Here is a 26,092-nt window from a genome sequence, read left to right on the forward strand (position 1 = left end):
TGCTCGAGTCCTCCGTCGGTGCCACGCGAGGCGCCTCCCCCGAAAAGGCGCTCAGTCTTTCTCTCTCCAGAAGTGCACGGCCGGACGGCCGGTAGCACCGGATCGCGTCACACTATCCGTCTCATTCGATGTCCAGCGACGCGCGTGACACATTCCACGGCCCTTACAACCGGGCATTCTTCCCATTGCGCGCGGAATGTTGGTGTCTGTTTGGCCATTGCTTTACTGCTTGCACAGGTCGGTCGCGGCATTGTTCCCCGAATACGTGGGTGTGGGCGACGGTCCGGAGGCGTCGGCCGAGCCCGGGTTCTTGCCGTCGCTGTCGTTCTTGTCGGCGGGTACCACGGTGACCGGCTTGTCGTCGCGGAGCCGCTTGAAGAGCTTGTCCGCGTCGGGCTGCACCAGTTCGTCCCGGTTCCTGTCGAGGTGGTACGGCTGCCGGGGCACCGTCAGGAACTGCACCTTCTCGGTGGGGACGTCACGCATGCCCCGCACCAGGTCGTAGAGGTCCTTCAGGCTGTCCAGGCCCGGGTCGGTGGTCAGCGCCTTGGTGGCCGCGTCGAGCACCGGGTAGAGCCGCGTCGGGTTGAGCAGGACGCCGTTGCTCTGCACCTTGTTGACCAGCGCCCCCAGGAACTGCTGCTGGCGGTCCATGCGGTCGGTGTCGCTCCCGTTGCCGAGCGACTTCCTGGCTCGTACGTAGCCGAGCGCCTGCTCCCCGTTGAGCTTGTGGCGGCCCGCGTCGAGCTTGAGATGGGCGTCCTTGTCGTCGACCGGCTTCTTGAGGCAGATCTCCACCCCGTGCACCGCGTTGACCATGTCCTTGAAGCCGTTGAAGTCGATGACCATGTGGTGGTCGATGCGGATGTCCGTCATCTTCTCGACGGTCCGGATGGTGCAGGCGGTCCCGCCCATCTCGAAGGCCCAGTTGAACTGCGCGAACTGTGCCCTGGTGGTGGTCTCGCCGGCCTTGTGGCAGGCCGGGATGTTCACCATCAGGTCGCGCGGGATCGACATCGCGGTCGCGCTCTTCCGGTTCGCCGCCAGGTGCAGCAGGATCGTCGTGTCCGAGCGCTGGCTGCCGCCGTCGTCGCGGCCGTACTTGCGGTTGTCGCCGGCCCGGCTGTCCGAGCCGATCAGCAGGATGTTCTCCGCGTCGTGCACGACGGAGACCGGCCGCTCCTTCTCGTACTGCTTCAGCTCGGCCGCCGCAGAGGTGTCCGTCCGGATGTTGCCGTCCAGCTTCTTGTACAGCCACCAGCCGACGCCCGCCGCGACGAGCACGACGAACGAGGCGCCGATCGCGGTCCAGCGCAGCCAGTGGCGCTTGCGCTTGACGGTGATGTCCGGGCCCGAGCGCTCGCCCCAGCCCTCCGGGGATTCCTCCGGGGAGGGCCCGGGACCGCTGCCGGACCCGCTGCGGGTCTCACCTCCGGGGGCGGCAGCCGCGCCGGGCTCGCCCTTCTCGGCGGGCTCGCCCTCGTCGCCGGGCTCGCTCGCCTTACCGGGTGGTGGTGCGTCCGGTGTCCGGTCCTCGCCCGCGGCCGAGTCGTCGGGGTCGCCCGGAGTGCCGGCGCTTTCGGTCACGTCTGCGTCCATCCTTCACGTTCGGCGGCGCGCTGGGCCGCCGGTCGCAGAAGTAGACGGCTGAACCTCACGCTTGGTTGTGCCTCGGCTGGTCTGTACGGCAGATCATGTACCGGAGTCGAGCGCCGACACGGGGGGCTCGGCCCACGATGGGCCGGACGGGTGCCCCCTCGTGCCGCTTGTCATACCGTCAGCGTGACCCGCTCGCTCTCCACCCGCTGCGCCAGCGCCTCCGCGCCCAGCCGGTCGAGGTGGCGGCACAGGACCACGGAGCCCCCGGTGGCCAGCGGCGCGTAGAGCCCGGCGGCGAGCCCGTCCCAGCTGTCGTACGTACGCCCCGTCAGCAGCCGCGAACCGGCGCCCAGGCCCAGCGCCGCCCCGCCCTCGCGGCCCCGCGCCACCAGCTCCGCCGCCGTGAACGAGGCCCCGCCCACCGTCAGCGCCGGCGCGTCCGGGTCCACCGGGGCGAACGGCGCGAAGCGGTCGCCCTGCCCCGGCACCTCCACCGCGTAGTCCGCGAAGCCCTCGGGCGCCTGCGGGAACCGCCCGCCCAACGGGCGCAGCGCCAGGGCGATCCGCTCGCCCCGGCAGGCCCGCGCCGCGTCCAGCGTGTCCGGGCCGGAGACGACCAGGTCGGCGGCGGCCGGGTCGCCCTGCACCTCGGCGACCACGCCGACCGAGGCACAGGCCAGCAGCCAGACCGCGGACTGCCAGTGCGCGGGGAGCAGCAGCGCGAGCCGGTCGCCGGGCTCGGCCGCCAGATCGCCCTGGAGCAGGTTGGCGGTCTTGGCCACCCAGTTGGTGAAGGTGGCCACCGACAGCTCGACGCGCTCCCCGGTGGCGTCGTCGTAGAAGGTGACCAGAGGGCGGGCCGGGTCCGCGGCGAGCGCGGAACGCAGCAGGTCGGCAGGGGTGCGGTCGCTGGCGTTCATGGGCGGAAGCGTACGCGGCCGGGCCGCCGGGCGGCGGGCCCCGCGACAGCCGCGTACACCGGCCCGCCGGATGCGCAACCGATTGCCCGGGAGCGCGTCTCTACAAGGAACCGGGGACCGCCGTCCGAAGGCGCGCCTCACCCGTCTGCATACACTGGCCAGCCGTAATGACGCCCGGCCCAGCAGGAAGCGAAGACAGTGCTGTGACAGAGGCAAAAGAAGCGATCCTCCTGGTCGGCGGCAAGGGGACCCGGCTGCGCCCCCTCACGGTGCACACACCCAAGCCCATGGTTCCGGCGGCGGGCGTCCCCTTCCTCACGCACCAGCTGGCGCGGGCCCGGGCCGCCGGGGTCGAGCACATCGTCCTCGCCACCTCGTACCTCGCCGAGGTCTTCGAGCCGTACTTCGGCGACGGCTCCTCGCTCGGCCTGCACATCGAGTACGTCACCGAGCGCGAACCGCTCGGCACCGGCGGAGCCATCCGGAACGTCGCCCACCGCCTCGCCTCGGGCCCGGACGAACCGGTCCTCATCTTCAACGGCGACATCCTCACCGGACTCGACATCCGGGCCCTGGTCACCTCGCACGCCGACTCCGGCGCCGATGTCTCCCTCCACCTGACCCGGGTCGAGGACCCGCGCGCCTTCGGACTCGTGCCGACCGACGACACCGGCCGCGTCACCGCCTTCCTGGAGAAGCCGCAGACGCCCGAGGAGATCGTCACCGACCAGATCAACGCCGGCGCGTACATCTTCCGCCGCTCGGTCATCGACACGATTCCGGCCGGCCGGCCCGTCTCCGTCGAGCGCGAGACCTTCCCCGGCCTCCTCGCAGACGGCGCCCACCTCCAGGGCATGGTCGACTCCACGTACTGGCTGGATCTCGGCACCCCGCAGGCGTTCATCAGGGGCTCCGCCGACCTGGTGCTCGGCCGCGCGCCGTCCCCGGCGGTCCCGGGCCGCTGCGGCGACCGCCTCGTCCTGCCGACCGCCTCGGTCGCCTCCGACGCCAAGCTCTCCGGCGGTACGGTCATCGGCGCCGGCGCGGTGATCGGCGCGGGCGCCCGGATCGACGGCTCCACCGTGCTCGCGGGCGCGGTCGTCGAACCCGGCGCGGTGGTCACGGCCTCCCTGGTCGGCGAGCGCGCCAGGATCGGCAGCCGTACGGTGCTGGCCGGCGCGGTCGTCGGCGACGGTGCGGAGGTGGGCGCCGACAACGAGCTCCGCGAAGGCGTACGCGTCTGGTGCGGGGCCCGCCTCCCGGACGCGTCGGTGCGGTTCTCCTCGGACGAGTGAGCGACCCGGCTCCGGCCCGTACGCGGACCGGGTGGCCGGAAATCGCCGTACCCTCGACAGGCAGCCCCGACGACCGAGGACCTCTTCCGTGGCAGGACGATTCGCTCCCCGCAACGCCCGGCGCGCGCCCGTCCCGCACCAGGCGGCGGCCACGCCCGTACCGGCGGCGCAGACCCGTGTCTGGACCCCGCCGGGCCCGCTCGACCTGCGCCTCGTCCTCGGCCCCCTGCGCCGGGGCCCCGCCGACCCCACGTTCCGGATGGTCGCCGACGGCTCCGTCCGCCGGTCCAGCCGCACCCCCGAGGGCCCCGGCACGCTCCATGTCGTCGCCCGCGACGGCCGGATCGAGGCGTCCGCCTGGGGGCCCGGCGCGCCCTGGCTGCTGGACCAGCTGCCGACGCTGCTCGGCGAGGGCGACGACCCGGCCGCTTTCACCCCGCGCCACCGCCTCCTCGCCCAGACCCAGCACCGCCGCCCCGGACTGCGGCTGCTGCGCACGGGCCTGGTCCTGGAGTCGCTGATCCCGTCGATCCTGGAGCAGAAGGTCACGACGGACGAGGCGTACCGCGCCTGGCGCCTCCTGGTACGCCAGTACGGGGAGCCGGCGCCCGGCCCGCAGGAGTTCGGCCTCTACGTCATGCCGGACGCCCGCACCTGGTCGCTGATCCCGTCCTGGGACTGGCACCGCGCGGGCGTCGACAGCAAGCGCTCGGCGACGATCCTGCGCACGGTCCGGGTGGCCCGCCGCATGGAGGAGGCGGCCACCATGGACCTCCCCGACGCGCTGACCCGCCTCCAGGCCATCCCGGGCATCGGCCCCTGGACGGCTGCGGAAACCCTGCAACGCTCCAACGGCGCCCCGGACGCGGTCACGGTCGGCGACTTCCACCTCCCCGGCATCGTCGGCCACGCCCTGGCCGGCAACCGCCACGCGAACGACGAAGAAATGCTGACCCTCCTCACCCCCTACGAGGGCCAACGCCACCGAGCAACCCGCCTGATCCTGCTCTCGGGCGCGACCCCACCAAGGCGGGCGCCGCGCTTCCAGCCGAGGGACATCGCACGCCTGTAGAACCCCCGAGCCCGGTTCAGCCCGCCTGGCGGTGCACTCAAGCCCGTCCGGCGATTGAGGACCGGGGTCCGGGGCAGAGCCCCGAAACCCCCCGCGGCCGCGCCAACCTCACCTCACCACGACGAAGTCCGACGCGTCCCGCCCCACCCGCGGCCCGGGGGCCGCCACCGCGTGCCCCACCGCAACCGCCCCCAACGGGTCCCAGGACGACGGCAGCCCCAAAACAGACCGCACCACATCCCGACAGAACATCGTCGAGGACACCCACGCCGACCCCAGCCGCTCCCCGGCCAGCGCCACCAGGAAGTTCTGGATGCCCGCCCCGGCGGCGACCACGAACATCTCGCGCTCCGCGCCGTCCCGCCGCTCGTCCCCGTACGCGTGCGAACCGTCCATCACCATGCACGGCACCACCAGATACGGCGCCCGGCGCAGCACCTCGCCCCGCCGCACCCGCTTGGCGATCGACTCCTCGCTCTTGCCGTCGCGCCGCAGATCCGCGACCCACGCGTCCCGCATCGCGTCGAGCAGCCGGGTCCGCGACTCCGGGGACTCCAGCAGGACGAAGCGCCACGGCGTCGTGTGGTGGGGCGCCGGCGCGGTCACGGCGGCGGCGACCGCACGCCGCACCGCCCCGGGGTCCACCGGCTCGTCGGTGAACTCGCGCACCGTACGCCGCTGCGTCACCGCCTCCCGGACCGCCTCCGAGGTCCCCAGCCGGAACATGTCGTCGGCCGCGACCCGGACCATCGCCCGGGCCCCCTGCTCGTCCGCCGCGTCCACGACATGCCCGAGCCCGCGCACCACCGCGACGGGCAGGCCGTCCGCCTTGCCCTTGACCAGGTCACCCGCGGCGGCCAGCTCGTCGGCGGTGGCGACCACGGTCGCGCTCAGCGGATTGCCGTACGCGTCCTGCCCGCCCCGCAGGTCGTCCAGCACCCGCACCCCGGCCGCGCCGATCGCGACATCGGTCAGCCCGTTGCGCCAGGGCCGTCCGAAGGTGTCCGTGACGAGGACGCCGACCTCGACGCCGAGCTCCGCCCGCAGCCCTTCCCGGATCGCCCGGGCCGAACCGTCGGGGTCCTCGGGGAGCAGCAGGACCGTCCCGGCGGGGGTGTTCGAGGCGTCGACACCGGCGGCGGCCATGACCAGGCCCTGCCGGTTCTCCACGATCCGCAGCGGACCGCGCCGCGCCACCACCCGTACCGTCTCGGCGTCTATGGCCGCCTCCCGGTCGGTGGCCTCGACGATCCGGCCCTCCGCCTTGGAGACGATCTTCGAGGTGACGAGGAGGACATCGCCGTCCACGAGCCCCGGCCCGGTGGCCGCGATCAGCTTCGCGAGATCGTCCCCGGCCCGCACCTCGGGCATCCCGGGCAGGGCCCACACCCGGTAGGAGGGGGCGTCGGCGGCGCTCACGCGCGGACCTCCCCGGCGAGGGTCAGCGCCTGACGGGCCATCTCGGCGGTGGCGGCGACATCGGTCATCATCAGCGGTACGGACCGGCAGCGGATGCCCGCCGACTCCACCCGCTCGACCGCGCCCGCGTCCACGGTGTCCACGAGCCAGCCGTCGAGCAGCCCGGACCCGTAGTGCTCGGCGACGGCGGCGGCGCTCGACTCGACGCCCACCGCCGCGAGGACCTTGTCGGCCATCCCGCGCACCGGCGCGTCACCGACGATGGGGGAGAGGCCGACGACCGGCACCCCGGCCTCGGCGATGGCCTCGCGGATGCCCGGCACGGCGAGGATGGTCCCGACGGAGACGACCGGGTTGGACGGCGGGAAGAGGATGACGTCGGCCTCGGCGATCGCCTCCAGGACCCCGGGCGCCGGCTTCGCCTGCTCCGCGCCGACGGGCACGACCGCCCGCGCCGGCACCGCGGCCCGCAGCTTCACCCAGTACTCCTGGAAGTGCACCGCCCGGCTCTCGCCGTCCTCCTCGATCGCCACGTGCGTCTCGACGCGGTCGTCGGACATGGGCAGCAGCCGGACGCCCGGCTTCCAGCGGGCGCAGAGCGCCTCCGTGACGGCGCTGAGCGGATAGCCCGCGCCGAGCATCTGCGTACGGACGATGTGCGTCGCGAAGTCGCGGTCGCCGAGCCCGAACCACTCGGGGCCCACGCCGTAAGCGGCGAGTTCCTCCTTGACGCGGAACGTCTCGTCGGTGCGGCCCCAGCCCTGCTCCTCGTTGATGCCACCGCCGAGGGTGTACATCACGGTGTCGAGGTCGGGACAGACCTTGAGCCCGAACAGATGGATGTCGTCACCGGTGTTGCCGATGACCGTGATGTCCGCGTCGGGCGCGGCCTCCTTGAGACCCCGCAGGAAACGAGCACCACCGATACCGCCGGCCAGAACCACAATGCGCATGCGAACAGTCTGTCAGGCGAAGCTCTGGGTGCGGCGGGGGGCCGTTCAGGCCGTGGCGGCCGCGGGGGCGCACTGCGCGGCGTGCATCGGCATGTCGGTGAGGCCCGGGTAGTACACGTGGAGGCTGACGGCCGGTTCCAGGGAGTCGTTGACTACCTCGTGGACGTAGCCGGGGGCGAAGACGCGCTGCGCGCCCGCGCCCAGCGTCCGCTTTCCCCGGTCCGTACGTTCGGTCAGCTCGCCGTCGAGCACGGTCAGGACGCCGGAGGACGGCCCGTGGTCGTGCCGCCCGCTGCCCTGCCCGGGGACCCAGCTCAGCAGCCAGACCTCGTAGCCGGGCCCGGTGCGCAGACGGTGGTACCAGCGGGTGGTGGCGTCGTACGAGACGAGCGGCGCCCACCGGTCGCGGTCGGCGGCGATGCGACGGGCGAGGCCGACGAACTCCGCCACGGTGGCGGGGTGTTCGGGGGCGGGGCGGAGAAGGTGCTGGACCTCCAGGAGGTCGCCGGCGATCTGGAGGTCGCTGTCGCTGCTGTTCATGGAGCGTGGTTCCTCGGCGGGGTGCGAGTGCGGCGTGCGGTGCGGGGGCTCGTCGCGAGGTCCGGGAGCGCCGACGGCCGGAAGGCCGGAGGGTCGCGCGGGGGAGGGGCGGACGAGCGGTGCCGGGCAGGAGCGGGAGGGCTACGACGGCGTCGGCGGCATCAACAGCTGGGACAGCTGGAACAGCGACAGCGAGCCTGGACAGCGCTGCGGGACCCACGGGCGCGGGTCGCGTGCATCGCTGAGGTCACTGGCATGCCATCAAGGAGAACCGGAGAGCCGCCCGGTGTCAACCCAATGCCCGGTTTGGCGGCAATGTTTCACCTCTTCCGGTTACTCCGCCCGGAGAAAGGTTTTAGCGGCGCGTAGCGGGGACAGGTGGCGCATCAACCGCGCTGCCAAACGTGAGCGCGGCGCCGTGACCCGAATGTGATCTTGGTCGCTTCAGTGATCGAATCGAAACGTGTCCGCGTCCGCAGCGGTTTGTCTCCATGGCGGGTGGGGGTGCGGTAGCGCCCATGGCATATGTCAGGTTTTTGGTGATTTGAACACTTAACGCTTACGGTTGGTGCCGCAGGGTGAATACCGAGGCCAATAGCAGATCCGGGCTTGACCAGCCAGAGCTACACGCTTGTAATTTCACCCGTGTCGTTCGGCCGATTCGGTAACGGCCGCATCACGGGACGCAAGAGACAGACGAGGGGCGCACATGACCGAGCTGTTCCAGCAACTGCTGGTCGAGGACGCGGACGAAGAGCTCGGCTGGCAGGAGCGCGCGCTGTGCGCCCAGACCGACCCCGAGTCCTTCTTCCCCGAGAAGGGTGGATCGACCCGCGAGGCGAAGAAGGTCTGTCTCGCCTGTGAAGTCCGGTCCGAGTGCCTGGAGTACGCCCTCTCGAAGGACGAGCGCTTCGGCATCTGGGGCGGCCTCTCCGAGCGCGAACGCCGCCGCCTGAAGAAGGCCGCTGTCTGACCGGACCGGCCCACCGCGCACGACCCCCACGGCCCGCCGCCTGCACCCGCAGGCGGCGGGCCGTCGCCGTACCCGCGAAGCCACACCGCCATGCCCGGGCCCACCCGGAATCCGCGCCGGCCGCTACCCGCTCGCGCCCTCGTTCAACCGCTCCGCACCACCCCGGTTATCCCTACCGTTAGTGTGGGGCCCCGTCCGAGACGCGCCAACGACCCGACAGAGCGCGCGTGTACACCGATGCAGCCCCCGGGGGGACGTCCCCCGGACCCGGCCGGAGGGCCCGTACCTCGATGTCCGTGCACAGCCAATCAACGGCGCCGTACGCGGCCGCCGCCGCCCCCGAGTTCCCCCGGCATGTCGTCACCGCCGTGCTCGTCTCCCACGACGGCGCACGCTGGCTGCCCGACGCGCTCGCCGGACTGCTCGGCCAGGAACGCCCCGTGCAGAACGTCGTCGCCGCCGACACCGGCAGCGCCGACGACTCCGCGCGCCTGGTCACCGAGGCCCTCGGCGCCGACCGCGTCCTGCACCTGGCGCGGCGTACGAGCTTCGGCACCGCCGTCGACGAGGCGAGCCGCACGGCCGGCGTCCTCACCCCGGACGACCTGCCCTACCTGAAGCGGCCCAGCGGCTGGGACCCGGTCACCCGGACCTGGCGCGACGAGGCGTACGAGATGCCCGAGCTGCCGCACGGCGAGCCGGTGCAGTGGCTCTGGCTGCTCCACGACGACTGCGCGCCCGCGCCCGACGCCCTCGCCGAGATGCTGCGCGTCGCGGACAACGACTCGCACGCCGCGATCGTCGGCCCCAAGCTGCGCGGCTGGTACGACCGCCGCCAGCTCCTCGAAGTCGGCGTCTCCATCGCCAACAGCGGCCGCCGCTGGACCGGCCTCGACCGCCGCGAGCAGGACCAGGGCCAGCACGACCAGGTCCGCACCGTCCTCTCCGTCTCCACCGCCGGCATGCTCATCCGGCGCGACGTCTGGGAGGAGCTGGGCGGCTTCGACCGCAGGCTCCCGCTCATGCGCGACGACGTCGACCTGTGCTGGCGCGCCCACATGGCCGGCCACCGGGTCCTCGTCGCCCCCGACGCCGTCCTGCGGCATGCCGAGGCGTCCGCGCGGGAACGCCGCCCCATCGACTGCGCCGGCCGCCACATCGCCAGCCCGCACCGCGTGGACAAGGCGGGCGCCGTCTACACGATGCTCGTCAACGCGCGCGGCAAGAAGCTGCCCTGGGTGATGCTCCGGCTCGTCCTCGGCACCCTGCTGCGCACCCTCGCCTACCTCGTCGGCAAGGTCCCGGGCCAGGCACTCGACGAGGTCACCGGCCTCCTGAGCACCCTGCTGCGCCCCGGCCGCATCCTGGCCGCCCGCCGCGCCCGGGGGAAGGGCGCCGTCGACGCCGCCGAACTGGGCGGCCTCTTCCCCGCACCCGGCGCCACCATCCGCGCCACCGTCGACCAGGTCGCCGGAAACTTCGGCGGCGGCTCCGACGCCGACGGCTCCCGGCACGGCGCCGTCGAGTCCGGACCGGGCGGCGACGACGCCGACTACCTGGAGATCGACCAGTTCGCCCGGCTGAAGAAGGTCGGCCGCAAGCCGGGACCGGTCCTCTTCGCCCTGCTCCTCCTGGTCTCCCTCGTCGCCTGCCGCGACCTCATCGGCGGCGGCGCGCTGGCCGGCGGCGCCCTGCTGCCCGCCCCCGGCGACGTCTCCGACCTGTGGGCGCGTTACGCGGACGGCTGGCATGCCGTCGGCACGGGCGGCACCCAGACCGCCCCGCCCTACCTCGCCGTCATCTCCGCCCTGTCCGCGCTGTTCCTGGGCTCCACCGGCTTCGCGCTCACCCTGCTCCTCGTCTGCTCGGTCCCGCTCGCCGGACTCACCGCGTACTTCGTCACCCGCCCGCTGCTGCCCTCGCGGCTGCTGCGGGCCTGGGCGAGCGTCGCGTACGCCTTCCTGCCCGCGGCGACCGGCGCCCTGGCGACCGGCCGCCTCGGCACCGCCGTGCTGGCCGTCCTGCTGCCGCTGATCGCGCGCACCGCCGTCTCCGCGCACGGCATGCGCGCCTCCGGCGGCGCGCGCGGCAGCTGGCGCGCCACCTGGGCGTACACCCTGCTCCTCACCCTCGCCATGGCGTTCACGCCGATCGTGTGGCCGCTCGCGGTGGTCCTCGGCCTCGGCGTCCTGGTGCTGCGGCGCGGCGACATCACGGCGTACGCGCTCCGCTTCCTCGCCGCCGTCGGCACCCCGGTCCTGGTCCTCGCGCCCTGGTCGCTCTCGCTGCTGAGCAGCCCGTCCGCCTTCCTGAAGGAAGCCGGACTGGAGACCGGTACGGGCTCCGCCTCCGCCCTGGACCTCCTCGGCATCAGCCCCGGCGGGCCCAAGGCGGCGGGCGGCGTCCTGCTCCTCGGCATCGTGCTCGCGGCGCTGGCCGCCCTGCTGCGCGGGGAGCGGCAGTTCGCCGTCCGGACCGCCTGGGTGGCCGCCCTGGTCTCCCTCGCGTTCGCCGGGCTCGCCAACGGCTCCGGCTGGGCCGGCCCCGCGACGCTGGTCTACGGCGCAGCCCTCATCGCCGCCGCGCTGGTCGGCGCGGACGGCGCCCGCATCCGCGTCGCCGAACTGAGCTTCGGCTGGCGCCAGCCGGTCGCCGCCCTGATCGCCCTCGCGGCGGGCGTGGCCCCCGTGCTGGCCGCCGCCGGCTGGATGATCGGCGGCGCGGCGGGCCCGCTGGAACGCCGCGACCCGGTCCAGGTGCCGGCGTTCGTCGCGGAGGAGAGCGGCACCCGCGACCAGCCGCGCACCCTGGTCCTGGGCGGCACCTCGTCCGCCTCCGTCGACTACACCCTCGTCCGCGGCTCGGGCGCCCGGCTCGGCGACGCGGAGCTGGCCGAGGCCCAGGGCGGCAACGGCCACCTCGACAAGGTCGTCGCCAACCTGGTCGCCGGCTCCGGCGCCGACCAGGGCAGCCAGCTCAGCGGCTTCGCCATCCGTTACGTCCTCGTGCGCGACGGAGCGCCCCAGCAGATGAGCCGGGTGCTCGACGCCACCCCGGGCCTGAGCCGGCTCAGCCAGCTCGACGGCAGCGCCCTGTGGCGGGTGGACCGGCAGGTCGCCCGGGTCATGATCGTCCCGTCCGAGGCCGGCGACGAGCCGCTCCCCGTGGGTTCCCAGCCGGTCGAGGCGCACACAAAGATCCCGGCGGGCGGCTCCGGCCGGGTGCTGCGGATCGCCGACGCGGCCGACCCCGGCTGGCAGGCCACGCTCGACGGCCGCGCGCTGACCGCCAAGACCGTCGACGGCTGGGCCCAGGGCTTCGAACTGCCCACCGAGGGCGGCACCCTGGACCTCACGTACGAGGAGCCCTTCACCCACACCGTGTGGATCTGGGCGCAGATCGCGCTCGCCGTGGTCCTCGTGGTCATGGCCCTGCCCGGCCGCCGCCGCGAGATCGACGACGACCTGCCGGAGGAGGCCGAGGCGGTCGCCGACGAACCGGTCGCCGGCGAGGGCCGCCGCGCCCGCAGGCTGCGCGCCGCCGCCCTGGCCGAGAGCGAGGCCGCCGATGGCGCCCCCGAGCCGGAGGGCGCGGAGGGCGTCCCGGAACCGGACCTGGACGAGACGGGCGAGCAGCCCGCGTACGTTCCCGCCCAGCAGAGCGCCGAAACCGACGCCGCCGCCACGGAGGACGACGACAACGTCTTCGTACCGCAGCAGCAGTACGGCGACTGGGACAACGGGCAGGGCCAGTACCAGGACCCGGCCTATCCGCAGGATCCGGCCTATCCGCAGTACCAGGACGGCTCTCAGTACCAGGACGGCGGTCAGTACCAGGACCCGCAGTACGCCGAGGGGCAGCAGCAGCCGGATACCGGCGGCTACGACCCGTACGGCTACCCCCAGTACCAGGAGGGCCAGTACCAGGACGGCGCTCAGTACCAGGACGGCCAGTACGCGGCCCCCTACGACCCGCCCGCGTACGACCCGCAGTCCTATGACCCGAACGGGTACGGCCCCGAGGCCGGGCAGTACGGCGAGCAGCACCCGTACGACCCGCAGAACCCCGAGAACCCCGCCCCGGGCCAGAACCCGTGGCCGACCGGTAACGCATCGCGAGGCGAGTCCGAGTGAAGTCCACCAGCGCCCTGTCCCTCATCGCCGGAGCGGTCGCCCTGGCCGCCGTCACCGGGTTCGCCGCGCTCAACGAGCCGTCCGGCGGCAGTACGGCCGAAGCGGGGACGGCCGCACGGCTGCCCGTCGAACGGACCAGCCTGCTCTGCCCGGCGCCCGGCCTCTCCGACCTCTCGGAGACCGCGTACACGGCCTTCACGCCGTCCGGCACGAGCGGCGGCTCCACCACGGCCGGCGCCGCCGAGCTCCTGTCCTCCGCGAAGGACGGCGAGACGAAGACCGACGACAAGTCCGACGACAAGTCCGACGACAAGGACAAGAAGGACAAGAGCAAGAAGGACAAGGCGGACAAGCCGGTGGTCTCCCTCAAGGAGCCCGGCAAGCCCGCCACCGGCGAGGCGTCGGGCGCGGACTCGCCCGCCCTCATCGGCACCGCGACCGGCCGGTTCGCCCCCGGCTGGACCGCCCAGCAGACCACCACCATCGAGGCGGGCGACGGCCGCGGCCTGCTCGGCATCGGCTGCACCGTGCCCGACACCGACTTCTGGTTCCCGGCGGCGAGCACCGCCAAGTCCCGCGAGGACTACGTCCACCTCACCAACCCGGACGACACCGCCGCCGTCGCCGACATCGAGCTGTACGGCCCGGACGGCTCCCTCAAGTCCGACGTCGGCGAGGGCATCACGGTCCCGGCGGGCTCCGGCGTCCGGGTCCTGATCTCGACGCTCACGAGCAAGGCCGCCGACGACGTCACCGTCCACGTCACCACCCGTACGGGCAGGGTCGGCGCGGCCGTCAGGGCGGCGGACGACACGACCGGCAGCGACTGGCTCACCGCCTCCGCCGAACCGGCCGGCACGGTCGTGCTGCCCGGCATCCCGGCCGACGCGACCTCGGTACGCCTGGTGGCCTTCGCCCCGGGCGACGACGACGCCGACCTCGACCTGAAGCTGCTCGGCAAGACCGGCGCCGTCACCCCGGCCGGCCACGAGGAACTGCACGTCAAGTCGCACATGACCGCCGGGATGGACCTCAAGGACATCACCCGCGGCGAGGCGGGCTCGCTGATGCTGGTGCCCTCCGAGAAGGGCAGGGCCACCCCGATCGTCGCCGCCCTGCGCGTGGTCCGGGGCAAGGGCGACAAGCAGGAGGTCGCCTTCATCCCGGCGACCGGCCCGGTGGGCGCACGCGCATCCGTCGCCGACAACCGGTCCAAGGGCTCGGTCCTCTCCCTCACCGCCCCCGGCGCAGCCGCCACCGTCAAGGTCACGGCGTCGGCCGGCAGCGGCGGAGGTACGCCGGTCAGCAAGACGTACAAGATCGCGGCGGGTACGACCACGGCGGTCACCCCGCCCGTGCCGACAGGGCTCAAGGGCACCTACGCCCTGACGGTCGAGACGCAGTCGGGCGGCCCGGTGCACGCCGCGCGCACGCTCACCGAGACGGTGAACGGCATCCAGATGTTCACCGTGCAGACGCTGCCGGACGACCGGGGCACGGTGGAGGTCCCGGCGGCCCGTCAGGACCTGTCGGTGCTGGACGACTGAGCGGGGCGGCCGGGAGGGGGGCGGCCGAAAGGGCCGCTACTCCTGCCCGTAACGGGGATCGACCGACTCGGGCGCCAGCCCCAGCAGCTCCGCGACCTGCTCGACCACGATCTCGTGGACGAGCAGGGCGCGCTCGTCCCGGCTCTTGGTGCGCAGCTCGACGGGGCGCCGGTAGACGGTGATGCGGGCGGGCCGGCCCTTCTCCGCGGAGAGCGCGTCGCCCAGCGGAACGGTCTCCTCCGCCGTCTCCGGCACCTCCAGGACGACGAAGTCGACCTCCGCCAGCTGCGGCCAGCGCCGCTCCAGCCGCTCCACCGAGTCCTGGACGAGATCGCGGAAGTTGTCCGCACGGCTCGCGGACAGCGGCACCTGCGGCGGGGCGACGGGCCCGCGCATACCGCGGCCGTGTCGGTCCCGGCGCCGCGGACGCGGCTCGGACGGGCTGGGCGGTACGGAACTGTCCATCACCGACGCAGCCTAACCCCCGACGGGCCGCCCGGCCGGAGGGCGAGCGCGCCCACGCCGCCCTGTCCGCTCTTGAGCGATCCGGCCACACCGGAGCCCGTTTCCGGCCCCGCTCGCGACCGCCGGGCCGACGCCTTGTGAAAGGTTCGCGGCACAGAGGTGACCGGAATCGTTGCCGTCAGGGTCCTCGCCCTCTCCTCCCGCGCAGGTCAGGGGAGTTGCCCGGGGGGCGCGTGTGCCGGACGTCACAGGGCGACACGGAGGGGTGAGCCGGGGGAGAGTCGTCGCAGCCCGCTCAAGAGTGCGGTACCGTCCAACATCGTGAGCCCTGTACGTCGCTGTTCGCGCACCGCGTGCGGCCGCCCTGCCGTCGCGACACTGACGTACGTCTATGCCGACTCGACTGCGGTCCTCGGCCCGCTCGCCACCTACGCCGAGCCCCACTGCTACGACCTCTGTGCCGAGCACAGTGAGCGGCTGACCGCGCCCCGGGGCTGGGAAGTCGTCCGGCTCTCCGACCCCTCCGCGCCCAGCCGCCCCAGCGGGGACGACCTGGAAGCCCTGGCCAACGCCGTACGGGAAGCCGCGCGTCCGCAGGAGCGCGGCGACGGCCCCCAGGGAGGCGGCCGCCGGACCGCCGACCCGATGGAGGTCGCCCGCAGGGGGCACCTCCGCGTCCTGCGCTCACCCGACTCCTGAGGGACCGCCGGCCGCCGGGTACGTTGGGCGGTCCGAAGCAACCCCCCAGGAGGACCGGCCCGTGACCGCAGACCTGTCACAGCTCGTGAAGGCGTACGACGTGCGTGGAGTCGTGCCCGACCAGTGGGACGAGGAGCTGGCCGCACTCTTCGGGGCCGCCTTCGTCCAGGTGACCGGCGCGGACGCGATCGTGATCGGCCACGACATGCGCCCCACCTCCCCGGCCCTGTCCGGGGCGTTCGCCCGGGGCGCGGCGGGACGCGGCGCCGACGTCACGATGATCGGCCTCTGCTCGACGGACCAGCTGTACTACGCGTCCGGGGCGCTGGACCTGCCCGGCGCGATGTTCACCGCCTCGCACAACCCCGCGCAGTACAACGGCATCAAGATGTGCCGGGCGGGCGCGGCACCGGTCGGCCAGGACACCGGCCTGACCGAGATCCGCGCACTGGTGGAGGAGTGGTCCGACAAGGGCGCCCCCGAGCCGGTCGCGACCCCGGGGACGGTCACCGGGCGCGACACCCTCACGGACTACGCCGCCCATCTGCTCTCCCTGGTGGACCTGACGGAGATCCGCCCCCTCAAGGTCGTCGTGGACGCGGGCAACGGCATGGGCGGCCACACGGTCCCCACGGTCTTCGCCGGGCTGCCCGTGGACCTCGTCCCGATGTACTTCAAGCTCGACGGCACCTTCCCGAACCACGAGGCCAACCCCCTGGACCCGGCCAACATCGTCGACCTCCAGGCCCGCGTGCTGGCCGAGGGCGCCGACCTGGGCCTGGCCTTCGACGGCGACGCGGACCGCTGCTTCGTGGTCGACGAACGCGGCGAAGGCGTCTCCCCGTCGGCGATCACCGCCCTCGTCGCGGCCCGCGAACTGGCCCGCAACGGCGGCCGGGGCACGATCATCCACAACCTGATCACCTCCCACTCCGTCCCCGAGGTCGTACGCGAACACGGCGGCACCCCCGTCCGCACCAGGGTCGGCCACTCCTTCATCAAGGCCGAGATGGCCGCCCACGGCGCGATCTTCGGCGGCGAGCACTCGGCCCATTACTACTTCCGCGACTTCTGGAACGCCGATACGGGCATGCTCGCCGCCCTCCACGTACTCGCCGCCCTCGGCGGCCAGCCGGGCCCCCTCTCGGCCCTGGTCGCCCAGTACGACCGCTACGCCGCCTCCGGCGAGATCAACTCCACGGTGACCGACCAGAAGGCCAGCACGGCCAAGGTGGCAACCGCCTACACCCACGAGGAGAACGCCACCACGGACACCCTGGACGGCCTCACGGTGACCACCCCCGCCTGGTGGTTCAACCTCCGCCCGTCCAACACGGAGCCCCTGCTGCGCCTGAACGTGGAGGCGAAGGACGAGGAGACGATGAGGCGAGTGCGGGACGAGGTCCTGGCGCTGATCCGCGCATAGAACTCGCCCACCCCGGCTCCGCCGCACCATCCAGCCCCGCCGGCGCAAAACCCAGCCCCTCCGGCGCTTGAGGAGCGGGGCCCGGGGCAGCGCCCCGGTTTCGGGAAGGGGCGGGGAGGGGAACAGGCCCGCCGCAGGCGCAACGCACCCGCACCGCAGACCACCCCGCCCCCACGACACGGCCCCCACCCCACCCCAGCGGTAGGCTGACCCCGCCCCCACAAGGGCCCCCAACAACAGACCGCCCGAAGGGAAACCCCATGCCGCTCGAAGCCGGCCTCCTGGAGATCCTGGCCTGCCCCGCCTGCCACGCCCCCCTGGACGACCAGACGGCAGCCGACACCCCGGAACTCATCTGCACCGGCACCGACTGCGGCCTCGCCTACCCCGTCCGGGACGGCATCCCCGTACTCCTCGTCGACGAGGCCCGCCGCCCCGCGTAACCGGCTCAACCGGCGAAAGCGGCCCGAAGTGGCCGCCCCGCACCCGCACCGGAGGACCGCCCCATGCTCGACGAGTCGTTGCTCGACGCCCCCGACGCCCTGGCCCGAGCCGACCGCCGCGACCTGCTCCGCGGCGCCGCCGAGGCCGGGGCCCGGGTCCGCACCGCCGCCCGGCACGCGACGGAGGCCGGGATCACCGAGCTGAACCCGGAGGGCCGCCCGCGCGCCGTCCTGGTCGCGGGCCCCGGCACGGCCGCGACCGGCGTCGCGGACCTGATCGCGGCCCTCGCCGGCGCCTCCGCCCCGGTCACCCGCATCCCCCCGACCGGCGTCGCCCCCGCCCCCGGCGCACTCCGCTGGACCCTGCCCGGCTGGGCCGGCTCCGTGGACCTGCTGCTCATCGCCACGGCGGACGGCTCCGAACCGGGCCTCGCCCTCCTCGCGGAGCAGGCGTACCGCCGGGGCTGCACGGTCGTGGCCGTCGCGCCCCTGCGTTCCCCGCTGCGGGAGGCGGTCCACGGGGTGCACGGCCTCGTCGTCCCGATGGCCTCCGCCCCGCACGGCGAGTACGACGCCGAGACATCGGCCGCGGGCCCCGGCACCCTCTGGGCCCTGCTCACCCCGCTCCTCGCCCTGCTCGACCGCGTCGGCCTGGTCACCGCCCCCGCCGAAGCGCTCCAGAGCGTCGCGGACCGCCTGGACCGTACGGCGGAGCGCTGCGGCCCGGCCGTCGCCACGTACAGCAACCCGGCCAAGACCCTCGCCGCCGAACTCGCCGACAGCCTCCCGCTGATCTGGACGGAGGGCGAGGCGGCCGGCCCCGTCGGGCGCCGGTTCGCCGCGGTCCTGGCGGAGCTCTCGGGCCGCCCGGCCCTCGCCGCCGCACTCCCGGAGGCGCTTCCGAGGCACGGGGGCCTGCTGGCGGGAGCGTTCGCCGCGGGCGCGGACCCGGACGACTTCTTCCGCGACCGCGTCGAGGAGTCGGAGCCCCTGCACGCCCGGGTGGTGCTGCTCCGCGACCGCCCGACCGGCGGCCTCAGCGCCGCCCCCGCCGCCCGCGAACTGGCCCTCGGCCACGACACCGCGATCAGTGAGCTCGAACCGGAGGAGGGCAGCACCCTCGAATCCCTCGCGGAGCTGCTCGCCGTCACCGACTTCGCCGCGGTCTACCTGTCGCTCGCCTCGTCGGCCGGTGCCTGACCACCTCGTACCACGTCAACACAGCGCGGCGACACCGCACCGCACACCGCCACACAAGGACTGATCCATGGACCGGCTCTCCAACACCGTGCGCCCGTATGCCTGGGGCTCGACCACCGCGATCCCCGCCCTGCTGGGCATCGCCCCCACCGGCGAGCCGCAGGCGGAGATGTGGATGGGCGCCCACCCGGGCGCCCCTTCCCGGATCACCCGCGCCGAAACCGGCACCGCCTCCGTCTCCGCCGAGCAGTCCCTCACCGAGGTCATCGACGCCGACCCGGCCCGCGAACTCGGCACCGCGACCGTTGAGAAGTTCGGCCCCCGCCTGCCCTTCCTCCTCAAGCTGCTCGCCGCGGGCGCCCCCCTCTCCCTCCAGGTGCACCCCAACCTGGACCAGGCCAAGGCGGGTTACGCGGACGAGGAGCGCCGGTCCGTCCCGATCGACGCCCCCCACCGCACGTACAAGGACGCCAACCACAAGCCCGAGCTGATCTGCGCGCTCACCCCCTTCGACGGCCTGTGCGGATTCCGTCGGCCCCTGGAGGCGGCCGAGGCGATGGAGGGCCTGGGCGTCGACTCCCTCAAGCCGTACGCGGACCTGCTCCGCGCCCAGCCCGAGGAGGCCGCGCTGCGCGAGGTCCTGACGGCGATCCTCACCGCGGACCCGGACGAGATGGCTGAAACGGTGACCGCCGCCGCGGCCGCGGCCGAACGGATCGGCGGCGCCTACGCCCCGTACGCCCGCATCGCCCACCACTTCCCCGGTGACGCGGGCGTCATCGCGGCCATGCTGCTCAACTACGTACGGCTCCAGCCCGGCGAGGCGCTGTTCCTCGGTGCCGGCGTCCCGCACGCGTACCTCGACGGCCTCGGCGTCGAGATCATGGCCAACTCGGACAACGTGCTGCGCTGCGGCCTGACGCCCAAGCACATCGATGTCCCCGAACTCCTGCGCATCGTCCGCTTCGAGGCGACCGACCCGGGCATCCTGCGCCCGGAGGCGTCCCCGTCGGGCGAGGAGCTGTACGAGACGCCGGTGGACGAGTTCCGCCTCTCCCGCTTCGACCTGTCAGCCGGTGCCGCCCCCGTCGACCTGACCGCGCCCACCCCGCAGATCCTGCTGTGCACGTCGGGTATCCCGAGCGCCGGTGACCTCGCCCTCGCGCCCGGCGAATCGGTCTTCGTACCGGCGGGCGAGCGGGTACAAGCGTCCGGAGCGGGCACGCTGTTCCGTGCGACAGTGGTGGTCTGACGCACCGTCCGTGACGACGGCTGCAACAATGTGCCGCCACACCGCGGCCGTCGGAGCCGCAGACCGAAGAAGGGACACCAGGCACCCATGAGTGCGTCAGGCGGAACCAAGGCGATCGTGGCGGCACTCGGCGCCAACCTCGCGATCGCAGTGGCCAAATTCGTGGCGTTCCTGTTCAGCGGGTCCTCGTCGATGCTCGCGGAGAGCGTCCACTCGCTCGCCGACTCCGGCAACCAGGGCCTGCTGCTCCTCGGCGGCAAGCGGGCCCAGCGCGAGGCCACCCCGCAGCACCCCTTCGGCTACGGCCGCGAGCGCTACATCTACGCCTTCCTCGTCTCCATCGTCCTGTTCTCCGTCGGCGGCATGTTCGCGGTGTACGAGGGCTACGAGAAGATCCGGCACCCCCACGCGCTGGAGGCGTGGTACTGGCCGGTCGGCGTCCTGGTCTTCGCGATCATCGCCGAGGGCTTTTCCTTCCGTACGGCGATCAAGGAGTCCAACGAAACGCGCGGCTCGCTCAGCTGGACGGACTTCATCCGCCGCGCGAAGGCCCCGGAACTCCCTGTCGTACTGCTTGAGGACTTCGGCGCGCTGATCGGTCTGGTCCTCGCCCTCGGCGGCGTCGGCCTGGCCCTCGGCACGGGCAACGGCGTGTGGGACGGCATCGGCACCCTGTGCATCGGCATCCTGCTGATCACCATCGCGCTCGTGCTGGCAGCCGAGACCAAGTCCCTGCTGCTCGGCGAGGCCGCCGGCGCCGACCAGGTCGAGAAGATCAAGGCCGCGGTGGTCGACGGCGACACCGTCACCGGCATCATCCACATGCGTACGCTCCACCTCGGCCCGGAAGAGCTGCTGGTCGCCGCCAAGATCGCGGTCCAGCACGACGACACCGCCGACGAGGTCGCCAACGCCATCAACGCCGCCGAGTCCCGCATCCGCGCCGCTGTCCCGATCGCCCGGGTGATCTACCTGGAGCCGGACATTTACAACGCGGCGGCGGCAGCGGCCGGAACCAACCCGGCCAAGGCCCCGGGCGGCACCCACACCGCCCCCGACGCGGAGACCCCCGGCCCGGAAGCCCCCGAACCGGGAGCCGCCGAGCCGGCCGACACCCCGGGCACGGAGGACACCGGCCCGAGGGAATCCGGCCACTGACCGCACCGGACCCGCCATCGCGTACCCGACACAGCCGCTCCCGCCCCGGACCCGCCCCGGTGGACTGGGAGCGGCTGCGCCGTTCGGTGTAGATTCGACGGCAGTGTCAGACGTCGCTGCTGATGGCGGTCGATCGGTCCGTACGCCGGACCGGCCGAGGGAGAGAGGGCCTCCGACGGACTGCGCTGCGAGCGCCCGGGCATTCGTGTGCCCGCCGCCGCAGAGCCGCCCTACCCACCCTCGACCTCACAACGAGGAGCAGCCCGTTATGACGACGGTCGCCAATCGACAGGACTTCAAGGTCGCCGACCTCTCCCTCGCCGCTTTCGGGCGGAAGGAGATCACCCTGGCCGAGCACGAGATGCCCGGTCTGATGTCGATCCGCAAGGAGTACGCCGCAGCGCAGCCGCTGGCGGGTGCTCGGATCACCGGTTCGCTGCACATGACGGTGCAGACCGCTGTGCTGATCGAGACCCTGGTCGCCCTCGGCGCCGAGGTCCGCTGGGCCTCCTGCAACATCTTCTCCACTCAGGACCACGCGGCCGCGGCGATCGCGGTCGGCCCGGACGGCACTCCCGAGGCGCCGGCCGGTGTGCCGGTGTTCGCCTGGAAGGGCGAGTCGCTGGAGGAGTACTGGTGGTGCACGGAGCAGGCGCTGACCTGGCCGAACACCCCGACCGGTGGCCCGAACATGATTTTGGACGACGGTGGTGACGCCACCCTCCTCGTCCACAAGGGCGTCGAGTTCGAGAAGGCGGGTGAGGCTCCGGACCCGGCGACGGCGGACAGCGAGGAGTACGCGTACATCCTGACGCTGCTGAACCGCACGTTGGGTGAGTCCCCGCAGAAGTGGACGCAGCTGGCCTCCGAGATCCGTGGCGTGACGGAGGAGACCACGACCGGTGTCCACCGCCTGTACGAGATGCACCGCGACGGCACCCTCCTCTTCCCCGCGATCAACGTGAACGACGCGGTGACGAAGTCGAAGTTCGACAACAAGTACGGCTGCCGCCACTCCCTGATCGACGGCATCAACCGCGCCACCGACGTCCTGATCGGCGGCAAGACCGCCGTCGTCTGCGGTTACGGCGACGTGGGCAAGGGCTGCGCGGAGTCGCTGCGCGGCCAGGGCGCCCGCGTGATCATCACCGAGATCGACCCGATCTGCGCGTTGCAGGCCGCGATGGACGGCTACCAGGTCGCCACCCTCGATGACGTCGTCTCGCAGGCCGACATCTTCGTCACGACGACGGGCAACAAGGACATCATCATGGCCTCGGACATGGCCAAGATGAAGCACCAGGCCATCGTCGGGAACATCGGTCACTTCGACAACGAGATCGACATGGCCGGCCTGGCGAAGATCGACGGCATCGTCAAGGACGAGGTCAAGCCGCAGGTCCACACCTGGACGTTCTCCGACGGCAAGGTCCTCATCGTGCTCTCCGAGGGCCGCCTGCTGAACCTGGGCAACGCCACCGGCCACCCCTCCTTCGTCATGTCGAACTCGTTCGCGGACCAGACCCTGGCCCAGATCGAGCTGTTCACGAAGCCCGAGGAGTATCCGACCGACGTCTACGTGCTGCCCAAGCACCTGGACGAGAAGGTCGCCCGTCTCCACCTCGACGCGCTCGGCGTGAAGCTGACGACGCTCCGCCCGGAGCAGGCCGCGTACATCGGTGTCGAGGTCGATGGCCCGTACAAGCCGGACCACTACCGCTACTGATCTCCCTACCGGCCCGGAACCGGCCGGACCTCGAACGGTCCGGCCGATCCGGTCCGGTGCCGGGCGCTCAGCGCGGCACGGGCCGATCAGCAGCAGCGACGAACGCAGGCCCCCGCACCCCCGTGTCGGGGGCCTGCGCCGTACCGCACCCGCACGAGCCGAGGACTCGAAGGACCCCATGCCCCGCGGCCGATATTCGCTCCACGACGTCCACGACCACACCCCTCTCGGCGAAGAACACTTCCACTGCGCGCCCGGCCCGTCCGGCTGGCGCTACATCTCCCAAACGACCGCCCCGTCCGGCAGTCACCTGGGATCCGTCGACCTCACCCTCGATGAACTCGGCCGCCCCCTCCGACTCGAACTCCATTCCGCCGACTGGCAGGTCCGCGGTGCCGCCCTGGAGGGCCTCACCTGGGTCCGTACCGACCCGACGGGCGCGCACGCCACCGAAGGCAATGTCCGCGCCCACGCCTTCAACGGCACTTCCCCCGCATTCCTCGTCGCGACCGCCCGTCTGCTGCGCCTCACCCCCGCTTCCCCCGAGACCCGCGTACGGGTCGTCACCTTCACGGACCCGGTCCTCGCCCCCCGTACCCTCGACCAGTCCTGGGCCCTGGTGAACAGTGAAGCGCACCCCACTGACAACGGCCCCCTGAAGGTGGACGAATACCAGGTCAGCGCCCTGGACACGGGCGAACGGCACACCGTCCACCTCGCCGGCGACGTGGTGCTCTCCGCCCCCGGCATCGAACTGGAAGACCTGGAATCCCCACCCTCCGACCGCTGACCCTCAGGCGGGCGGCACGAACCCGGTGGCAGGCGGACGCCCCGCACCCTCGTCGGCCTGACCGGCACCGGGCCGTACGGCACCGTCGACCGTTCGTACGCCGGCCTGAGGCCCCGGCACGGTCGCCTGCCCCGGACCGGCACCGGCGGAGCCATGAACCGAGTCGGCCCGGGCGGCCTGCCACACCCGGTGCGCGTCCCGTACCTGCCGCTCATGCACCACGGCGGCCAAGTAGGCCGCGGCCGGGACGCCCGGCGGGGGCGGAGCCCCAGTGCGCGCGGCGACCTCCACGCCGAGCCGTTCCGCCATGGCCCTGCCCACGGTGGCGTCGAGTTGATGCATCCGCGTCAGGTACTGCCGTACCGCGAGCCACAGCTCATCCGGAACCGCCGACAGATCCAGCCCGGCGAACCGCCCGACCAGCCACGGCGGAGGCGGCGGAACGGCCGCGGCCCGTCCCGCCGGCACCCGTTCCCGTACGACGAGCGTCCCCGCGAAGACGTCCCCGAGCCGCCGGCCACGCGCCGAGACCAGCGACGCGATGACGGCGACGACTCCGAACGTCAGCAGGATCTCCACGACCCCCATCGCCCCACGCACAAGTGCGTGACGGAACCGTATGGGCCCTCCGTCATCCCGTACGACCCGAAGCCCGCACGCGAGCTTGCCCAGCGAACGGCCATGGCTCAGCGTCTCGACCGCGATCGGGCCGCCCACCGGGACCAGCAGAAAGGCGGCGACGGACACCGCGGCCCAGGCGGCGTCGTCCAGCGAGCCGCCGGCGAAGGCCAGGCCCAGCGCCACCAGACCGAAGACCGTTCCCACCACGACCAGATCGATGGCCAGAGCCAGGGCGCGGCTCGGCAGTCTCGCCGGCCGGAGCCCCAGCACGACCGCGTCCCCGGTCACGAGTTCACTCATCGCCCCACCCCTCGTCCGCAGGCCCCTGCCCGGCGGGCCCACAGTCTGCCAAGCTGGCCCGCGACGCCACAGTCGTACGACCCGGTACGCACCCATGCCTGGAGCAGCAGCCGACCATGGACCTCGATGTCTTCGTCCACACCCACCGCGTCGCGTGGGACCGGCTGGACCACCTCCTGCGCCGAGGACGCCGGCTGACGGGTGCGGAGGCCGACGAACTGGTCGACCTTTACCAGCGCACGGCGACCCATCTCTCCCTCATCCAGTCCAGCACCCCGGACCCGCTGCTCGTCGCACGGCTCACACAGCTGGTGGCGCGCGCCCGTTCGGTGGTCACCGGCACACGCCGTGCCTCCTGGCGCGACGTCGCGCACTTCCTCACGGCGGGCTTTCCCGCCGCGGTCTACCGCTCCCGGCACTGGTGGGTGCCGACCGCCGTCCTCTCGACGCTCCTGGCCGCGCTGATGGGCTGGTGGATCGGCACGCATCCGGAGGTCCAGTCGGCCATCGCGGCCCCGGAGGACCTCCGCCGCATGACGGTCCCGGGCGGCGAGTACGAGACGTACTACTCCAGCCATCCGGCGACCTCCTTCGCCGCCCAGGTCTGGACGAACAACGCGCAGGCCGCCGCCATGTGCCTGGTGCTGGGCGCCTTCCTCTGTCTGCCGGTGCTCTGGGTCCTCTTCGTGAACGTGGTCAACCTCGCCGTCGGCATCGGCCTGATGTCCTCGGCGGGCCGCCTCGACACGTTCCTGGGCCTGCTCCTTCCGCACGGACTGCTTGAGCTGACCGCCGTCTTCGTCGCCGCCGGCACAGGCCTGCGCCTCGGCTGGACCGTCATCGACCCGGGCCCGCAGACCCGCCGTGCGGCCCTGGCCCAACGGGGGCGCGCCGCGCTCGGCATGGCCATCGGCCTGGCGCTGGTGCTGTTCGTCTCCGGCGTCATCGAAGCCTTCGTGACCCCCTCCGGCCTGCCGACCTGGGCCCGCATCTCACTGGGCACGGCCGCAGAGCTGCTCTTCCTCCTGTACGTCTACGTGCTCGGCGGACAAGCGGCCCGCGCCGGCGAGGCGGGCGACCTGGATGTGGTCGAACGAAGCGCCGAGGTGCCGACCGCCGCCTGATGTGCATCTGGCCTCGCTGACCTGCTAGTCTCCTCTTCGCCCCAAAAAACCGTTGACACGGCGAAGTGGGGGAGGTAGATTTAAACGGTTGCCTCGAACTGGACAAGTTCGGGTGCGGCCAGCTAATATCTATCTCGCTCTCACCGGAAATCGAATTTCCGCAGAGCCATTCGATTCCCACCTTCTGAAGTTGAAGCCGATTAGGTTCGGTCGAAACGCTTCTGATAAAATCGAATCAGCCGAAAGGCAAGGCCACTTCAACGGTCGCCGGAATCAAATTCGAACCGGAAACGGAGCGAAATGAGTCTGGTAAGGTTGGAACGGCCGAAAGGCAAAAAGAAAGACCCGCTTCGACCGGGAATCGGACACGAAAGAGTCTGATAGAGTCGGAAACGCAAGAACGAAGGGAAGCGCCCGGAGGAAAGCCCCAGAAAATG

The 26,092-nt window shown here is 72.6% G+C and carries 22 protein-coding genes; 14 read left to right on the forward strand and 8 right to left on the reverse strand.

Annotated elements, in window-relative coordinates; translation table 11 throughout:
• Positions 1-222: 222 nt before the first annotated feature.
• Together ACIQZN_RS30450 and ACIQZN_RS30455 are read right to left on the reverse strand one after the other, a co-directional pair.
• Positions 223-1,587, reverse strand: coding sequence for an LCP family protein (locus ACIQZN_RS30450; RefSeq protein ID WP_404000638.1), 1,365 nt, complete (start codon positions 1,585-1,587; stop codon positions 223-225).
• Positions 1,588-1,769: 182 nt separating this feature from the next.
• Positions 1,770-2,519 carry a TIGR03089 family protein gene (locus tag ACIQZN_RS30455; protein ID WP_404000641.1) on the reverse strand — a complete coding sequence of 250 codons (750 nt, stop codon included), beginning with the start codon at positions 2,517-2,519 and terminating at the stop codon, positions 1,770-1,772.
• 203 nt (positions 2,520-2,722) lie between these two features.
• On the opposite strand from ACIQZN_RS30455, the gene ACIQZN_RS30460 reads away from it, so the two are divergent.
• Both ACIQZN_RS30460 and ACIQZN_RS30465 read left to right on the forward strand, forming a co-directional pair.
• Complete coding sequence (locus ACIQZN_RS30460; RefSeq protein WP_404000643.1) at positions 2,723-3,814, forward strand: sugar phosphate nucleotidyltransferase; 1,092 nt, start codon at positions 2,723-2,725, stop codon at positions 3,812-3,814.
• Positions 3,815-3,902: 88 nt separating this feature from the next.
• The gene (locus ACIQZN_RS30465) at positions 3,903-4,886 is read left to right on the forward strand and encodes a DNA-3-methyladenine glycosylase family protein (RefSeq protein ID WP_404000646.1); all 984 of its coding nucleotides are present in this window, start codon (positions 3,903-3,905) and stop codon (positions 4,884-4,886) included.
• A 108-nt stretch (positions 4,887-4,994) separates the two neighbouring features.
• Here the strand turns inward: ACIQZN_RS30465 and ACIQZN_RS30470 are convergent, their stop codons facing one another.
• Genes ACIQZN_RS30470 through ACIQZN_RS30480 form a run of 3 tightly spaced genes read right to left on the reverse strand, consistent with a single transcriptional unit; the run spans position 4,995 to position 7,798 of the window.
• A complete protein-coding gene (locus ACIQZN_RS30470; protein ID WP_404000649.1) occupies positions 4,995-6,305 on the reverse strand; it encodes a coenzyme F420-0:L-glutamate ligase in 1,311 nt (436 codons plus the stop codon).
• Positions 6,302-7,258: a 2-phospho-L-lactate transferase gene (gene cofD, locus ACIQZN_RS30475; protein WP_404000652.1), complete on the reverse strand. Its 957-nt coding sequence runs from the start codon at positions 7,256-7,258 to the stop codon at positions 6,302-6,304. Before cofD ends, ACIQZN_RS30470 begins: the two co-directional genes overlap by 4 nt.
• A 45-nt stretch (positions 7,259-7,303) precedes the next feature.
• On the reverse strand, positions 7,304-7,798 hold the full coding sequence (locus ACIQZN_RS30480) for a cysteine dioxygenase (protein ID WP_404000655.1): 495 nt from the start codon (positions 7,796-7,798) through the stop codon (positions 7,304-7,306).
• Positions 7,799-8,507: 709 nt separating this feature from the next.
• On the opposite strand from ACIQZN_RS30480, the gene ACIQZN_RS30485 reads away from it, so the two are divergent.
• The 3 genes from ACIQZN_RS30485 (at position 8,508) to ACIQZN_RS30495 (ending at position 14,451) form a co-directional block, all read left to right on the forward strand.
• Entirely contained in the window at positions 8,508-8,771 is a 264-nt protein-coding gene (locus ACIQZN_RS30485) for a WhiB family transcriptional regulator (RefSeq protein WP_018103995.1), read from the forward strand.
• Between the two features lie 290 nt (positions 8,772-9,061).
• Positions 9,062-12,904, forward strand: a complete 3,843-nt coding sequence (locus tag ACIQZN_RS30490; protein WP_404000658.1) for a glycosyltransferase — start codon at positions 9,062-9,064, stop codon at positions 12,902-12,904.
• Positions 12,901-14,451: a DUF5719 family protein gene (locus tag ACIQZN_RS30495; RefSeq protein WP_404000661.1), complete on the forward strand. Its 1,551-nt coding sequence runs from the start codon at positions 12,901-12,903 to the stop codon at positions 14,449-14,451. Before ACIQZN_RS30490 ends, ACIQZN_RS30495 begins: the two co-directional genes overlap by 4 nt.
• A 36-nt stretch (positions 14,452-14,487) precedes the next feature.
• Here the strand turns inward: ACIQZN_RS30495 and ACIQZN_RS30500 are convergent, their stop codons facing one another.
• Positions 14,488-14,916, reverse strand: a complete 429-nt coding sequence (locus tag ACIQZN_RS30500; RefSeq protein ID WP_404000721.1) for a metallopeptidase family protein — start codon at positions 14,914-14,916, stop codon at positions 14,488-14,490.
• Positions 14,917-15,237: 321 nt separating this feature from the next.
• On the opposite strand from ACIQZN_RS30500, the gene ACIQZN_RS30505 reads away from it, so the two are divergent.
• The 8 genes from ACIQZN_RS30505 (at position 15,238) to ACIQZN_RS30540 (ending at position 23,610) form a co-directional block, all read left to right on the forward strand.
• On the forward strand, positions 15,238-15,615 hold the full coding sequence (locus ACIQZN_RS30505; RefSeq protein WP_328900451.1) for a DUF3499 domain-containing protein: 378 nt from the start codon (positions 15,238-15,240) through the stop codon (positions 15,613-15,615).
• Positions 15,616-15,676: 61 nt separating this feature from the next.
• Positions 15,677-17,041, forward strand: coding sequence for a phosphomannomutase/phosphoglucomutase (locus ACIQZN_RS30510; RefSeq protein WP_404000665.1), 1,365 nt, complete (start codon positions 15,677-15,679; stop codon positions 17,039-17,041).
• Positions 17,042-17,301: 260 nt separating this feature from the next.
• Positions 17,302-17,484, forward strand: a complete 183-nt coding sequence (locus tag ACIQZN_RS30515; protein ID WP_018103989.1) for a Trm112 family protein — start codon at positions 17,302-17,304, stop codon at positions 17,482-17,484.
• A 63-nt stretch (positions 17,485-17,547) separates the two neighbouring features.
• A complete protein-coding gene (locus ACIQZN_RS30520) occupies positions 17,548-18,684 on the forward strand; it encodes an SIS domain-containing protein (RefSeq protein WP_404000668.1) in 1,137 nt (378 codons plus the stop codon).
• A 67-nt stretch (positions 18,685-18,751) separates the two neighbouring features.
• Positions 18,752-19,936, forward strand: a complete 1,185-nt coding sequence (gene manA, locus ACIQZN_RS30525; RefSeq protein ID WP_404000671.1) for a mannose-6-phosphate isomerase, class I — start codon at positions 18,752-18,754, stop codon at positions 19,934-19,936.
• A gap of 87 nt (positions 19,937-20,023) precedes the next feature.
• Positions 20,024-21,094, forward strand: coding sequence for a cation diffusion facilitator family transporter (locus ACIQZN_RS30530; RefSeq protein WP_404000674.1), 1,071 nt, complete (start codon positions 20,024-20,026; stop codon positions 21,092-21,094).
• Positions 21,095-21,362: 268 nt separating this feature from the next.
• Positions 21,363-22,820, forward strand: a complete 1,458-nt coding sequence (gene ahcY / locus ACIQZN_RS30535) for an adenosylhomocysteinase (protein WP_404000677.1) — start codon at positions 21,363-21,365, stop codon at positions 22,818-22,820.
• A 178-nt stretch (positions 22,821-22,998) separates the two neighbouring features.
• On the forward strand, positions 22,999-23,610 hold the full coding sequence (locus ACIQZN_RS30540; protein ID WP_404000680.1) for a hypothetical protein: 612 nt from the start codon (positions 22,999-23,001) through the stop codon (positions 23,608-23,610).
• Between the two features lie 3 nt (positions 23,611-23,613).
• Here the strand turns inward: ACIQZN_RS30540 and ACIQZN_RS30545 are convergent, their stop codons facing one another.
• A complete protein-coding gene (locus tag ACIQZN_RS30545; protein ID WP_404000683.1) occupies positions 23,614-24,531 on the reverse strand; it encodes an RDD family protein in 918 nt (305 codons plus the stop codon).
• A 116-nt stretch (positions 24,532-24,647) separates the two neighbouring features.
• Here ACIQZN_RS30545 and ACIQZN_RS30550 point away from each other — a divergent pair, with 116 nt between their 5' ends.
• Positions 24,648-25,655, forward strand: a complete 1,008-nt coding sequence (locus tag ACIQZN_RS30550) for a stage II sporulation protein M (protein ID WP_404000685.1) — start codon at positions 24,648-24,650, stop codon at positions 25,653-25,655.
• A 235-nt stretch (positions 25,656-25,890) separates the two neighbouring features.
• Here ACIQZN_RS30550 and ACIQZN_RS30555 read toward each other — a convergent pair.
• Positions 25,891-26,092, reverse strand: a 202-nt coding sequence (locus tag ACIQZN_RS30555) for a hypothetical protein (protein ID WP_404000688.1), incomplete at its 5' end; no start/stop codon positions are given.

Source organism: Streptomyces sp. NPDC097595 (assembly GCF_044761525.1).
Taxonomy (GTDB): Bacteria; Actinomycetota; Actinomycetes; order Streptomycetales; family Streptomycetaceae; genus Streptomyces; species Streptomyces drozdowiczii_A.

What these genes read in the sequence shown, in the direction of transcription:
- ACIQZN_RS30490 (WP_404000658.1), top strand. Translation starts at nt 9,062, where the DNA reads ATGTCCGTGCACAGCCAATCAACGGCGCCGTACGCGGCCGCCGCCGCC.
- ahcY (WP_404000677.1), top strand. Translation starts at nt 21,363, where the DNA reads ATGACGACGGTCGCCAATCGACAGGACTTCAAGGTCGCCGACCTCTCC.
- ACIQZN_RS30530 (WP_404000674.1), top strand. Translation starts at nt 20,024, where the DNA reads ATGAGTGCGTCAGGCGGAACCAAGGCGATCGTGGCGGCACTCGGCGCC.
- ACIQZN_RS30485 (WP_018103995.1), top strand. Translation starts at nt 8,508, where the DNA reads ATGACCGAGCTGTTCCAGCAACTGCTGGTCGAGGACGCGGACGAAGAG.
- manA (WP_404000671.1), top strand. Translation starts at nt 18,752, where the DNA reads ATGGACCGGCTCTCCAACACCGTGCGCCCGTATGCCTGGGGCTCGACC.
- ACIQZN_RS30515 (WP_018103989.1), top strand. Translation starts at nt 17,302, where the DNA reads ATGCCGCTCGAAGCCGGCCTCCTGGAGATCCTGGCCTGCCCCGCCTGC.
- ACIQZN_RS30520 (WP_404000668.1), top strand. Translation starts at nt 17,548, where the DNA reads ATGCTCGACGAGTCGTTGCTCGACGCCCCCGACGCCCTGGCCCGAGCC.
- cofD (WP_404000652.1), bottom strand. Translation starts at nt 7,258, where the DNA reads ATGCGCATTGTGGTTCTGGCCGGCGGTATCGGTGGTGCTCGTTTCCTG.
- ACIQZN_RS30455 (WP_404000641.1), bottom strand. Translation starts at nt 2,519, where the DNA reads ATGAACGCCAGCGACCGCACCCCTGCCGACCTGCTGCGTTCCGCGCTC.
- ACIQZN_RS30550 (WP_404000685.1), top strand. Translation starts at nt 24,648, where the DNA reads ATGGACCTCGATGTCTTCGTCCACACCCACCGCGTCGCGTGGGACCGG.
- ACIQZN_RS30480 (WP_404000655.1), bottom strand. Translation starts at nt 7,798, where the DNA reads ATGAACAGCAGCGACAGCGACCTCCAGATCGCCGGCGACCTCCTGGAG.
- ACIQZN_RS30540 (WP_404000680.1), top strand. Translation starts at nt 22,999, where the DNA reads ATGCCCCGCGGCCGATATTCGCTCCACGACGTCCACGACCACACCCCT.
- ACIQZN_RS30545 (WP_404000683.1), bottom strand. Translation starts at nt 24,531, where the DNA reads ATGAGTGAACTCGTGACCGGGGACGCGGTCGTGCTGGGGCTCCGGCCG.
- ACIQZN_RS30500 (WP_404000721.1), bottom strand. Translation starts at nt 14,916, where the DNA reads ATGGACAGTTCCGTACCGCCCAGCCCGTCCGAGCCGCGTCCGCGGCGC.